At 34.3% G+C, this 13,724-nt stretch carries 12 protein-coding genes; 1 reads left to right on the top strand and 11 read right to left on the bottom strand.

The genetic code is table 11. The features are described from left to right. Nucleotides 1-44: 44 nt before the first annotated feature. The 6 genes from AC1EJ0_RS07845 to hpf all read right to left on the bottom strand — a co-directional run bounded on the left by AC1EJ0_RS07845 (nt 45) and on the right by hpf (nt 7,952). Nucleotides 45-1,328, bottom strand: coding sequence for a hypothetical protein (locus AC1EJ0_RS07845; RefSeq protein ID WP_480023941.1), 1,284 nt, complete (start codon nt 1,326-1,328; stop codon nt 45-47). Nucleotides 1,329-1,437: 109 nt separating this feature from the next. Further along, complete coding sequence (locus AC1EJ0_RS07840; protein ID WP_480023942.1) at nt 1,438-2,667, bottom strand: hypothetical protein; 1,230 nt, start codon at nt 2,665-2,667, stop codon at nt 1,438-1,440. Between the two features lie 110 nt (nt 2,668-2,777). Beyond that, a complete protein-coding gene (locus AC1EJ0_RS07835) occupies nt 2,778-4,106 on the bottom strand; it encodes a hypothetical protein (RefSeq protein WP_480023943.1) in 1,329 nt (442 codons plus the stop codon). Nucleotides 4,107-4,482: 376 nt separating this feature from the next. After that, complete coding sequence (locus AC1EJ0_RS07830; RefSeq protein WP_480023944.1) at nt 4,483-5,166, bottom strand: trimeric intracellular cation channel family protein; 684 nt, start codon at nt 5,164-5,166, stop codon at nt 4,483-4,485. A 301-nt stretch (nt 5,167-5,467) separates the two neighbouring features. Next, nucleotides 5,468-7,429 carry a S9 family peptidase gene (locus tag AC1EJ0_RS07825; protein ID WP_480023945.1) on the bottom strand — a complete coding sequence of 654 codons (1,962 nt, stop codon included), beginning with the start codon at nt 7,427-7,429 and terminating at the stop codon, nt 5,468-5,470. Between the two features lies 1 nt (nt 7,430). Next, nucleotides 7,431-7,952 (bottom strand): ribosome hibernation-promoting factor, HPF/YfiA family, encoded by a 522-nt coding sequence (gene hpf / locus AC1EJ0_RS07820; protein ID WP_294797048.1) that lies wholly within the window; start codon nt 7,950-7,952, stop codon nt 7,431-7,433. A 131-nt stretch (nt 7,953-8,083) separates the two neighbouring features. Between hpf and AC1EJ0_RS07815 the strand changes: the two genes are divergently transcribed. Beyond that, nucleotides 8,084-8,218: a hypothetical protein gene (locus AC1EJ0_RS07815; RefSeq protein WP_480023946.1), complete on the top strand. Its 135-nt coding sequence runs from the start codon at nt 8,084-8,086 to the stop codon at nt 8,216-8,218. Between the two features lie 406 nt (nt 8,219-8,624). Here the strand turns inward: AC1EJ0_RS07815 and AC1EJ0_RS07810 are convergent, their stop codons facing one another. The 5 genes from AC1EJ0_RS07810 to AC1EJ0_RS07790 all read right to left on the bottom strand — a co-directional run. Then, nucleotides 8,625-9,827, bottom strand: coding sequence for an ATP-binding protein (locus AC1EJ0_RS07810; RefSeq protein WP_480023947.1), 1,203 nt, complete (start codon nt 9,825-9,827; stop codon nt 8,625-8,627). Between the two features lie 224 nt (nt 9,828-10,051). Beyond that, complete coding sequence (locus AC1EJ0_RS07805; protein WP_480023948.1) at nt 10,052-10,240, bottom strand: hypothetical protein; 189 nt, start codon at nt 10,238-10,240, stop codon at nt 10,052-10,054. Between the two features lie 27 nt (nt 10,241-10,267). Further along, complete coding sequence (locus tag AC1EJ0_RS07800) at nt 10,268-10,960, bottom strand: hypothetical protein (RefSeq protein WP_480023949.1); 693 nt, start codon at nt 10,958-10,960, stop codon at nt 10,268-10,270. A gap of 170 nt (nt 10,961-11,130) precedes the next feature. Continuing rightward, a complete protein-coding gene (locus AC1EJ0_RS07795) occupies nt 11,131-11,673 on the bottom strand; it encodes a hypothetical protein (protein WP_480023950.1) in 543 nt (180 codons plus the stop codon). A 250-nt stretch (nt 11,674-11,923) separates the two neighbouring features. Further along, on the bottom strand, nt 11,924-13,724 hold a 1,801-nt coding region (locus tag AC1EJ0_RS07790), incomplete at its 5' end, for an S-layer homology domain-containing protein (protein WP_480023951.1).

Raw genomic sequence — 13,724 nt, 5'->3', positions numbered from 1 at the left:
ATTAAAAAAGGGAGCTTTCGCTCCCAATTTTTTTGATTAATTATTTATTTAAAAAAGCTTGTTAATAGACCATCTAATTCAGGATTATATATGATTGCAAACATTTCATATTCATTTGAAAATTTTGCCATAAATGACTTATCTACTTTTTTTGCTTCATATTTATAATTTTCTATATCAAGCGCGCCTTTAAGTGCTTTAGCATTTTTAGCTCTAAGCTCAATAAGCTCCTTAACATTCTTTTCATTAGATTCATAACCTAGCTCATATAGAGCAGCTGCTGCTTTCTTGTAATCTTTTTTCATTGCTTCATCATAAAATTCTTTAAACTTTGTCTTTATTAGTTCAGAATTGTTAAGTAAATCTTTTTTAGCATCTTTTCTAAATGGTATAATGTAAGCATTAATTATTTTAGCGTTAAATTTTTCATTTTTAAAAGAACCGTCTACATCCGCCGTAACAATTGCTTCTTGTAAAAGAGTTGATCCAGATGGATATTCAAATTCAACTACAGTGTATCTACCATCTTTTCTTTCATCTATATAAATAGAAGCTGTATACTCACGGCTTAATGGTCTACCGCCAGCTTCAAATATATTTTTTAGGTAACTATAATAATTTGCAATTGATCTTGACTCTTCTGGCACTTCATCGACATTATGAGTTTCAAGATATTCTAACCATGCATCGTAAAGACTTATAAGTTTATTTAAATATGCTGTTTCAGCGTCTGTAAAATCAAGACTCTTATTTTCATCTTTCTTTTCATCAGTTTTTTCTTCTTTTTTATCATCTTTCTTTTCTTCATTCTTTTCTACTTTTTCTTCTTTTTCTTCAGCATCGCTCTTTAGCATGATAACTTTATTCACTTTATCATATTTAACGTCTAGTCCTACTAATGAACCAAGGTCTCTTAATTGCATGTAGTTATATTCATTAATAAGTGCTGTTTTTATTTCTTTTTCTTCGCCATTTACAAGAATTTTCTTAACTGAAACGATTGCTTTTGCTTTTTCATCTTTAATTTCTGCTAGATCGCCTTCAACTTTTTCGTAGCCTTTTGCTAATTCTACTGTGATTAGCTTTGTTGGCTTATCAAAACCAACGTTGAATTGGCATTTTTTAGTATTTAAAATTGCTGCTACGTCTCTAAGTTTTAGGTAGTTGTAGCCTTCTACGTCGTATGCTCCGACCATTACTTCTTCTCCGTCAAGTGTCACTTTTTTAGTGTTTTTAACTGCATCTACTGTTTTTGATTCAGCAAATGCTGTTGGGATAAGTGTTACAAGCATTAAAATTGCAAGTAACAATGAAATTTTCTTCTTCATAATATAATTCCTCCTTAATTTGATTGAGTAATTTCATTATACTACTAAAGAAATATAAAATCAACATAAAAAAAGGGAGCTTTCGCTCCCAATTTTTTGATTAAATTATTTATTTACGTGTTGCTGCTAAAATACCAGTAGAGTTTGTTCCGATATATGCTACTTCAAAAACAGTGTTGTCGCTATATTGGAAAAATACATGTGGGTCGCCATTTTCGTCTGTCTTAAATACTGTTGTATAATCTTTTCTAAATATTTCTACTCCATTAGCATATTCTTTCATTCTTTCTTCAAACAACTTAACGCTTTCAACAGTCGCATTTATCTTAAGTTCTTTTATTTCTTTGACAGCCTTTTCATAATCTTTATTAACTATAGCATCGTAGAACTTAACTATTTGTTCACAAACAGCATTTTTATCATTCATATACTTTTCAGGTAATTTGTCTGCAATAGTTAATATTACAGTGTTGTAGAAATTTGTTCTCCAGAATTCATTTTCTTGTCCAATGTTTTGTCCTTCATATACTACAGTTGCTCCACTTTCGTAGACTAAAGTGGCTATAGCATATCTAATTCCATCTCTAATCTCAACCCTATTACTTTGGTCTGTTATTGAGCCTTGAAAAAGCTTTCTTCCTCCAAGAACACTTAATCCTAGGTTGTCAAGGTATTTTTGTTTTATTTGTTCAATATTAGGGCTGTCTGAACTTGCAAAACCAAATATAACTAGAACCATGTTGCTTAAATAAGTTTTTTGATTCTTAAACCATTCTTTTTCAGCCTCAGTCCACTCAGATTCAGGAACTTTATTCTTATTATCATCTACATAGTTTTCGTTATTATTTACAGTGTTTATTAAAATAGTTTTGTTCTTAGCATCATAGCTTACTTCGAAACCAATGAGCTTTGCTAAATCTCTTAGTTGAACATAGTTGAAACCGTCAATCAATGCAGTTTTAAGGTCTTTAAGCTCTCCAAATATATCAACTTTTGTTATTCCGAGGCTAGCTTTAGCTTTTTCTTTTGTTATTTCTTGCAAGTCACTATCTAAAATATCATAAGAGCTAGTAGGGTCAATCACTAATATTGACTTATCTTCAATTGTACGTCCTACATTAAATTGACTTGATGTTCCTTTTAATATAGCAGCGACGTCACGTAATTTGATGTAGTTGTAATCTTCAACTAAGTAAGATCCTACCTTAACTTCTTCTCCGTCAAGAGCTATTCTTTGATTGCTTTTTCTTGCCTCAGTAGTTTTTCTCTCAGCGAATGATGTTGGTATAAATGTTACAAGCATTAATATTGCTAATAACAGTGAAATTTTCTTCTTCATAATATAATTCCTCCTCAAATAGATTTGTTAACTTTATTATACTACTAAAGAAATATAAAAGCAAGACAAAAAAGGGAGCTTTCCGCTCCCTTAACTATATATTTGAACTACTATTTTAGTTTAAATCCTAAACCAGTAAGTCCACCAACTGTTCTATTGTATCCAATAAATAACATGCTTCCATCCTTATAATTGAACATTACAGAAACATCAGTGCCGTCATCGTCTTCACCTTTTTTATATTCTTTTTCGTATTCGAAATCTTTAGTGAATATTTCTGCACCAAGATTATTAGCAATTTGTTTTTTTGTATCAAGATATTCTTTTAAATTTTCTGCATTTGCTTTTACGCCTATAGATTGAAGTATCTTTATGGCTTCATCCATCTTATTGTCAACAATTGCTTGGTGGAAGTCAATAAGTTTAGCGTATATAACTTTATTATCTGTATATTTTTCTTTAGCTCCATCTTCAAGTTCTAGTATTAATACGTTTTTGAATTTAAATTTATTATCAGGATCTTCTGATCCAGCATTTTTTGATTCAACGCAGAAAATACCGCCTGTATTATAAGTGAAGTCTAATACAGCATATCTGCCATCTGATCTTTTTTCTACTCTTTTTTCAACTTTACTAGCTTGTTCTCTAAACAATTCTCTACCTTGTATTATACTTGCTTGAGCCCAGTCTCTATAAAGTTCTACTAAGTCTTTGAATGATTGATCAGCATCTTCTTTCAAACCAGCATTTAAAAGATCTACGGCAACTTCTTGAAGAGCTTCAGCTGATTCAAAAAATTTCTTTTCTTCTTCAGTCCATTGATCTTCAGGAATTATTTCTACTTTTGCTTCTTCCTTTACTTCTTCTTTCTTTTCGTCAGTCTTCTCATCTTTCTTTTCGTCTTTCTTTTCATCTTCTTTTTCTTCTGGCTTTTCTTCTTTCACTTCTGCATCGCTCTTTAGCTGGATAACTTTATTCACTTTATCATAGCCAACGCCTAGTCCTACTAGTGTGCCAAGGTCTCTTAATTGCATGTAGTTGTTTTCGTTAATAAGAGCTGTTTTTACTTCTTTTTCTTCGCCATTAACAAGTATTTTAATCACGCGTATAATTGCTTTTGCTTTTTCATCCTTAATTTCGGCTAGGTCGCCTTCAAGTTTTTCATAGCCTTTTGCTAATTCAACTGTGATTAATTTTGTTGGCTTGTCATAGCCTACATCGAATTGACATTTCTTGCCGTTAAGTATTGCTGCTACGTCTCTTAATTTTAAGTAGTTATAGCCTTCTACGTCGTATGCGCCGACCATGACTTCTTCTCCGTCAAGTGTCACCTTTTTTGTGTTTTTTACTGCGTCTACTGTTTTTGATTCAGCAAATGCTGTTGGGATTAGTGTTACAAGCATAAGTATTGCTAATAACAGTGAAATTTTCTTCTTCATAATATAATTCCTCCTTAAATAGATTTGTTAACTTTATTATACTACTAAAGAAATATAAAAGCAATGGAAATAGTCTTATTCCTTATAAATATTTTTAATACTAAGCTTACAAATATTTAAAAAATTTAATAATTCATTTACTCACATAGATATCCACACTGCAAATCGCTATTTTACATTTATACACAAGCTTATCCACATTATCCACAGGCATTTTTCGCAAAAATAGCACTTGACAAAGCTATTTTCTTGTGATTTATAATTTATCCACAGACTTATCCACAGTTTTATACACAATGGCCCAGCCATTCGCATAGAAAAAGCCTTGTTCATGCATAAACAAAGCTTTCTAAAGTAAAATCAGTATTAAATTCTCTTAAACGTCGTCCCCATCGACAAGGTCAGATGAAACGTCTGGCAGACTCCACCTATACTTCATCGATAGAAGCCTGATGACAACTGTGGTTAAGGCGCCCATAAAGAAGGAGAAGTTCGCTCCATATGGTCTCAAAACTATAAACACGACTGCGCCCAAAAGCGAGGCAACTGCGTAAATGGTGTTTTTCGTGAATATAATCGGGATGGTGTCTGAAAGAAGATCTCTTAAGACTCCGCCGCCGCAACCGGTGATGACGCCGACAAAGATCATCAAAAAGGCGTTGTTCGAGTAGCCTCTGACCATGGCGACGCTTACGCCGCTGACTGTGAACAGGCCAAGGCCGATGGCGTCTAGCACTGACGCGACTTGTGTGTATTTAATCATAAAGTTTCTGTTAACTGTATTTAAGCTCAGAAATTTGATTTTTTTCGATAAAAATAGTATCAAAACGAGTGCAGTAACGATGGCAACTACTGTGTATGTGTTGTCTCTAAATGCCATGGGCGGCGTGATACCTAGGGTGATGTCACGAATGACACCGCCTCCAATCGCTGTGATTATCGCAAGAACCACGATGCCAAAGACGTCCATGCCCTTTCTGATTGCGACAAGCGTGCCCGATGAGGCAAAGGCCACGGTACCGATGATTTCTGCTATGTAGTAAAATTTTTCAAAATCCATTTTTCTCCTCCTCTAATGATTATACTACAAAATTCATTTTTTAGCTATGGAAATATTTATGGTAATGGACCTATGTTTATAGATATTAATTATGACGACACACGAAAGAGCCTCGCTCCCTTGATGGATTTCATAAAAACTTACTCAAGCATTTTGCCAATGGTCTTGCCACTTACCATACACTCGCTACTCGGCTTGAAACCGTGACAATTCGTCACACTTTGCCTATGGTTTTGCTCGTGCCACGCTATAATCTCATCCACAAAAAAGTGCACATCAAATCGATATGCACTTTTCTATATTATGATCTCTTTTTAATCCATGTGATTATCTCGTCAAGTCTTCTTTGTCTGTGTTTTGGCTTGCCAGAGCGGCTTAGCTCGTGGTTTTCGCCGTGGAAGATAACTATCTTCGAGTCGACTCCGAAGTACTTAAGCGCCGTAAACATTTGTACGCCTTGCTCTAAAGGGCATCTGAAGTCCTCGTCCGAGTGGATGAATAATGTTGGCGTCTTGACCTCGCTCGCATATTTTAGCGGAGAGCGCTCCCATAAGGCTTCGCTCGATGTAAATGGCTCTGCCAAATTTTGATCAGTTGCGAAATAGTAGCCTATATCCGATACGCCGAAAAAGCTTAGCCAGTTCGATATAGAGCGTTGCGACGCAGCCGATTTGAATCTATTGGTATGACCGATAATCCAGTTAGTCATGAAGCCGCCGTAGCTGCCGCCAGTCACGTGAACGTTGTCCCTGTCAATGTCCTCATACTTTTTCAAAACAGTGTCAGTGAACTTCATCAAATCGTCGTAGTCGATAGTGCCGTACTTGCCTCTGATGTTCATAAAATCATTGCCGCGGCCGTCCGAGCCCCTCGGATTAGTGAAGAAGACAAAGTAGCCTTGCTTTGCAAAATAAAGGTATTCGTGGTATAAAACCTCACCCGTAACAGTCTTTGGTCCGCCGTGAATCTCAAGTATCGCAGGATATTTCTTGCCCGGCTTGTATCCGTCCGGCTTAATCACAAAGCCCTCAAAATCAATATCGTCATTCTTAAACGTGATCTTGTCATATTTTTCAGCGCCCCAAGTCTTTTGTAAAGCCTCGTTTATGGCAGTCACTTTCTTAAATTTATCCCCTTCAAATTTATAAACTTCTTGTAAATTGTAGTCAAGCATGCCTATAGCGTAGATAGTACCATTATCATGGGCGTCGAATTCATCAACTGAACCGACTACCTTAGAAAGCCTTTCTAATTTACCAGCCTTGTCAATGGCGAATAGGTCTGCGCTATTCGCAAGAGTTGATATAAAGTAAAGCTTGTCCTTCATCACCCTAAATGAGTAGCCGCCGCCATAACGAAGGTCAGAGCCCACAGATGAGCCAATCGACATATCAAAGTCATCATTAATGCACTTAATATTTTCTTTGCTTTTATCAATTAGGTAGACCTTTGGATTTTGGTTGATACCGTGATCCACTTGGTCAGTCGCGAAGACAAAAACATCATCCCCCGCATACTTAGGTCCATAATAGCTAAGACCCATGCCATAATCAAGTTTCACAGACTTATCGTCCGCAAAACTATAAAGATAAAGCTGACTCTTTAAAGGCGCCTTGTCAGTGTAAGACTCAGAAGTGTAGACAATTTCAGACATGTCAGGGGCTATGTCGTAGCTCGATACACTAGTAAAGTCATCAGTAATAATCTCAAGTGCGCCGCTCGTCATATTGTACACTGCAAGCGAAGTACGGATCTTGTTGATGTAGCCAGCACCGTTAAGGTAGAAAGGGATTTCATCATATATAGTGTAGTCATCCTCTTCCTTAATTTCAGCCGCCTTCTTCTCGTAAGTCTCTTGATCCATGTCCTTAAAGTGCCTGATCTTCTCAGAATTGCTGATAGAGAGGATCAGCCTTTCCTCATCCATGATGCGAATACCATTAATCGGGTAATTTAGCCTAAAAAGCTCCTCCCTCTCACCGCCACTGAAGCTTAGACGGTAAACGATAGACGCATACTTCCTTTTTTCATCTGACTTTGCGAAAATGATCCCGCCATTGTCCACAGCATAAGTAGAAGAGACGTCATTAGTAGACAGTCTCTTCAAAGAATCATTTTCATCAAGCATGTAAAATGAGTGTTTGTACTCATTCGCCGCCATATCCACGTCAGTCACCATAAATACCTTGTGACGACCATCCGGCGAAATCTTCACCGAGGATATGGGTTTGTTCAATTTAAAATCATCTATATTAATATTCATTTTATTCAACTTCAATAAGGCCGTAGTTGCCATCCTTTCTCTTGTATACTACGTTGATGGCTTCAGTTTTAGCGTTTTGGTATACGAAGAAATTGTGTCTAAGTAGTTCCATTTGAAGGATAGCCTCGTCAGAAGACATAGGTACCACCTTAAATTTCTTGTTCTTTACAAGCTTAGCCTCATCCGGCTCATCCATAGGCTTAACATTTTCAAACCTGATCGACTCATTCTTTTGATATCTGTTTTGAAGCTTAGTTTTGTACTTTCTAACCTGTCTTTCCAAAACATCAACTGCTCTGTCGATAGATGTGTACATGTCGTCACTTTCTTCCTCAGCTCTAAGTATAGTCCTATCTAGGAAGATAGTTACTTCAACACATTTAGTGTTTCTAACAGCCGAGAAGACAACCTTCGCGTCCACATCCTTGCCAATAAACTTGTCAAGCTTTTGGAACTTCTTTTCAGCCACATCCTTTAAACTTTGAGTTAGTTCAATGTTCTTTCCTACAAATTCGATTCTCATAAGCTTACCTCCTTAATTGATTTTCTATTTATTATATACCCGAGAGATAGAAAAATTAAAACAACTTTATGAATTTATTAAGAGAAAGTGTGAAATAATTAATAAAAGAGTGGAATGGATGGGTTTTGGTTTTGATTATAGTATTGATTATAGTTTTGCTTATGGTTTTGATTATAGTTTTAGTTTTAGTTTTAGTTTTGGTTACACTTATGGCAATAGAAAAGGACCACATAAGCAGTCCTAATTGTAACTCATTAATATTATAAAACCACCATAAGATGGCCTCGTGATCGGCGATATTACATATCGCTTAAACGCTAATTCGATTTCACGAGTATACAGCGTATCTCTACCTGCAACTATATTATACTATATAATTCGTAAAAATGCGAGCATTTTTTATATTTTATAAAATACTTCACTTTCAAAACTTTAATTTTTTTCATTTCTTGAAAGTGGGAATGGTTTTTATACAAAGCAATCCTCACAACTAATTTTGCTTTTATTTTGCAGATAAAATCAATGAATTTTCTTTACGGAGAACTTTTATGAGCGAAATAGTACAGAGGAGCACATTGGAGCGATTAAAAGTTTGTAGTGAAGAAAAGGCGTGATTTTTGCGCAAAAGAATGCAAAATTACTACTTAAGCAAAATAAATATACATATACAAACTAAGATTCATCCCCCATAAGCCACCTAGCTATATCAATGTGCTTCACACCATCAATCAGGCTCATTGGATGCTTTGTGTTAGAAAGAATCATCTTTGGATACGCATCCCTTATTGATAATAACGGCTCAAGCTCTCTTTGCATTGTTTTTTCACTAGATACATCATCACTAACTTGTATATAGATTTTCTCATCACCCTTCATTGCCACAAAATCTATTTCTTTTTGATATAGCGTACCAACGTATATATCATAACCCCTTCTTAAAAGCTCAATAGCGACAATATTTTCATATGCCCTTCCATAATCAATATTTCTAACACCTAATATAGCATAACGAAATGAAAGATCAGATAAGTAATACTTATCATTGATTTCTAGATACTTTTTACCCTTTATATCATACCTCTTTACCTTGTAAAACATAAAAGCGTTACATAAATACTTTATATAATTGCCAATAGTGACGTGATTAGTCGCGATTTTGTTATAATTTAAGATTTTACTAATATTATTCACAGTTGTTAAATTAGAAATATTATCCATCAAAAACTCTGCTAAGTTATCAAGAAGAGCTTCATCACTTATATTGTACCTGTCAATCAAATCCCTTTTTATCAAAGTTTTATATACATCATTGATATAGGCTGCCCTATCCTCCTTATTATCATACACATAAGAACCAGAAAGCCCGCCAATAGCGAGATAATCCTGCAAATGTTCAGAATAGTCCCTATCTATATCAAAATAAGAGCAATACTCTTCAAAACTAAAAGGATAGACCGGGATCTCTATAAACCTTCCAGTGAAAAGAGTCGCCAAATCAGAACTCAATAAAAAAGCATTAGAACCAGTTAGGTAAATGTCATAGTTCTTACTATTATGAAAACTGTTTATCGCTAACTCAAATTTCTCACATAGCTGAACCTCATCAACAATTAAAACATTCTTAAGAGAATCATCATACATTTTTTCAACATAATCGTAAAGACTTTTATAATTTTTTAGAGAATCAAACTTTAAATCGCCAAAATCAATACGTATTATATTAATGTCAGTGTATGACTTATTCAAATACTTTACAAAAGATCTTAAGAGCTCAGACTTGCCAGACCTTCTTAGTCCAGTAATAATCTTGATATCAGGAGTATCAAAAAGTCTTTTTAATCTATCTAAGTACAATGGTCTCTCAATAATTTTCAATGTTTACACCTCACTTTCAAAACTTTAATTTTTTTCATTTCTTGAAAGTATTATATCACAGACTTTCAAAACTTGCAATATTTTTATTTCTTGAAAGTGTAAATAGATATGGTAAGGTAAAAAAATGTCCTCCCCTTGCACCGAATGTAAAAAACATTAAGCGTGGGAGGCTCTGTTATGATAAGAATAGATTAAATTGATTTAATTGTCAATATTTTTTATTATTATATATCCTCTAAGCTCTTTTCTACTTCATCTAAAGTATATGTCCTTCCACAATCAAAATCCTCAATCGCTTTTTGCATCTCTCGATCAAAGTCTTCTTCACTTAAATCTTCATATACTAGTGGCTTTTTGATAGGCATTTTCACTTCAGATTCAAGACTTATATAATCATTTGATTTTTTCGACATAAAATCACTTCCTTTAGGTGTATTATATCACTTAATATTGTCATCTGAAACATTGTTTTGAGATTCAGAGTTCTCTTTGTCTTCTGTGTTTTTATCCTTATTAATTACTTTGTCTTTACCTTTATTTTTATAATATTCATCCTTTGCGTTAATACAAGCGCCGCAAGAAGTCATTAATAACACAGGAAATAACACAAGATTTATTATAAGCTCTCCACTTAAGTCAATGTCAAGGGTATTTAATAGAGAATTAAACTTAGTTAAATCAAACAAGTCCCATATAATTGTATTCAATAAAATTAAATTATTAATTATTAAACTAATAATTATATTAGAAAACATACTTATATATGGGGTGCTTCTTTTATATAGATTCCCATATTTAACTAGCATTATCACACAAAAAATAGTATAAAATAACTTCCAATGACTGCTACATAATAATGTTAGTAATAACAGAGTAGATCCAAATCCAAGTGATACTGTAAAAATAAATAGTATATATTGAAAAATTCCGATATTTGCCATGTCTTTAAACCCTTTAAAATAAAAAATATTCAATATTAAATTCAATATAAATAAAATGACAATACTTAAATCGCCAGCAGACTTCCACCCTAACTTAGGTGCTAATTCTGGCAGTAGTATTCTAATTAGATATAATATTACTATTATACTAAAAATAAAGTATGCTTTTAAATAATCAAACTTTTTATCCATATTACTCCCTCCTTAAAATATCATTATAAAAACCAATAACGTGTCTTCATTGTCAATGTTATCAAGAATCACTTAAATGTTACTTCTATTGCAAATGTAATCAGCCTATTAAAAACAAATTTTTATACATATATACATGTACTTCATTACACTGAATTTACAACATAATTTTAATTATTGTTATCAACCTTTGCATAATAATGTACTTCAGCTTTTATTTTTTCAACGCCAAATATCATAGCAACTAGAGCCCTGTGGTTACCATCTAATTCTACATAATATTCATCTTTATCCTTGTAATAATTAACTATTATAGGATTAAGCTTTTCTGAAAAATATTTCTTTGCATCATCAAGTGTTCTTTTTGGATATTCGAATATCTTAAATAAATCTTCAAATCGCTTTCTTAACCTCTCATCTTTTTTAAAGGAATAAACATTATCGTATATACTTTCGTCTACAGTAAATCTACTTCCACCGATAATTTTATCTACTTCAATTTCTTCTATAGGATATACGTAGACTATATCCTTAGTATTTTTATTAACAGAATTAACCATAATTTCTTTATAATCTTTTCTTTCTCCCAAAGCAATTTTATTTTTCATCTTTTCTATGTGAGTTTCGTCAACTTTACGATCTCTTAAATATACATCTAAACTAATAGCCATAACAAATATTTCACTATCTTCTATGCACGGTATATAATGCATATACTATCCCTCCTTATATTAATAATCAAATCTTTTTATTCACTTGTACTTATACATAATACTAGTCTTTATTCTACATGATGATCATCTCCCTAACTTATTATTTTTCATATAATATATACCCTCTTCTGTTACTTTTATAACACACTAAATACATATTGCAAAATAAAGAAGCATATGAGCCATAAGCCCATATGCTTCTCTTATCATTCTTATCATTCTTATTATTCGCAATTTACTGTGAAATTGTTTATTTAACTAAAGTCCAGTCCTCTTGAACCTTTCCTTCACTTCTTCTCTTGAAACTATGAGAGTTAGTTGCTTCAATCATATCATAGTAGCCCCAGAAACTTGTTGGTAAGTCTATGAAGCCCTTGATTAGATAAGCATTCTTAGCGTCTTTTAGAGACATAGCGTCATAATTTCTTTCGAAGATCTTGTTAAGAATTACAACTGCTTCACATCTAGTGATGAATGCGTTTGGTCTGAAAGTTTGATCAGGATAACCCATGATCCTGCCAGCTTGATATTCGCTGCCTATAGGTCTTTCAGCCCAGTGACCCTTAACATCTGCGAATGGTGCAACGCCATAAGGCTTGTTGTCAATAGTTGATATCATTTGAGTAAATTCTGCTCTAGTGATAGGTGCGTTTGGTCTGAATCTTCCGTCAGGGTAACCCTTCATGATACCTCTTTGAACAGCCGCGTTGATGGCTTTGTTGTACCATGAACTTGGTGTGTCAGAGAACATTGGTTTTGCAGCTGATGCGAAAGTATCTAGACCAAGAAGTCTTGTTACTAGTGCAGCTGCTTCTGCTCTTGTAATCTTACCATTAGGTCTTACAGTTCCGTCAGTGTAACCGAACATGTAAGCGTCGTGGTCATGAACTGGTCTTAAATCTTCAGGTTCTTCTTCACGTTCGTCACGATCGTAGTCCCTATCCTTAGACCAAATTGCATATAGAGTAATTGGATAGTAAATTCTGTCGCCAGGTCTTACTTCGTCAAGACGTCTACTGTTGTAGCTCCATCCTTCAAATACATAACCTCTTCTACGAGGAACATATAGATAACGTTCAATTAATTCTCCTTCATCAACGTCATGGTGAGTAATTTCGCCACCTCTGTAGTTTTCGTCTAGAGTAAGAGTTGTATATTTGTAAGTTGGTGGAGTATATTTGCCTTTAACTATAGTTGTTGCTGGGCTTGATGGGTTTTTATCTGGTTCAGTAGCAAATGCCTTTATAGTTTCCCCTGCTTTTAACTCTGGAGTATTTACTGACCAATTACCATTACTGTCAACTGTAGCATCTTTTGTTGTTCCATTTGGAAGAGTTACTGTAACAGTAGCACCAGGTGTTACTGTACCTGTTACTGTTGTATCTCCTTCTGTTGGTTGATTAATTTCAGGTGGAGCAGATTGTTGAGCTCCATCTCTGTTTACTATAACGTTTACTGGTACTTCATCTTTTGATCCATCTGGATAAGTTACTACAACTATTCCTGGTCTTACGCCTGGAGTAGCGGTATTAGGTGTTTCATCATTCTTCCATTTATAATTTGTTCCAGCTGGTAAATCGTTTTTGTTTTTAATTCCGTCTTCAGCAACTGGAGTGCCACCTACATTTACTGTGATGTCTTTTCCTTTTGGAGTGTATTTATCTTTATCTTTAGTGCCTGGTGTTGTCTTTGCTTCGTATTGAGCTGTGTAAGTTCCTTCTGCTACTGTGCCTGTTGTTGGTACAGTTGGATTCCAATTTGTAAATTCTTTTGTTGCGTCTTTGTAAGCTGCTGTTGCTGGGATTTTTGCTGTTACGGCAGCGTCATCCCAAGTTACGTCGCTTCTTACGTCTAGATATTTGAATTGGTTTCCATCAATATTACCGTCTTTTGTTGCATCGAAAGTTACTCTTACATATCCTTCTGGTGTGTCGCCAGGTTTCTTTGGATCTGGAGTTTTAACTTTGTCTGTATCTTCGTATTGAGCTGTGTAAGTTCCTTCTGCTACTGTGCCTGTTGTTGGTACAGTTGGATTCCAATTTGTAAATTCT

The organism is Fenollaria sp. C0166D3 (assembly GCF_056590255.1).
This window is presented reverse-complemented; position numbering and strand designations above follow the sequence as displayed.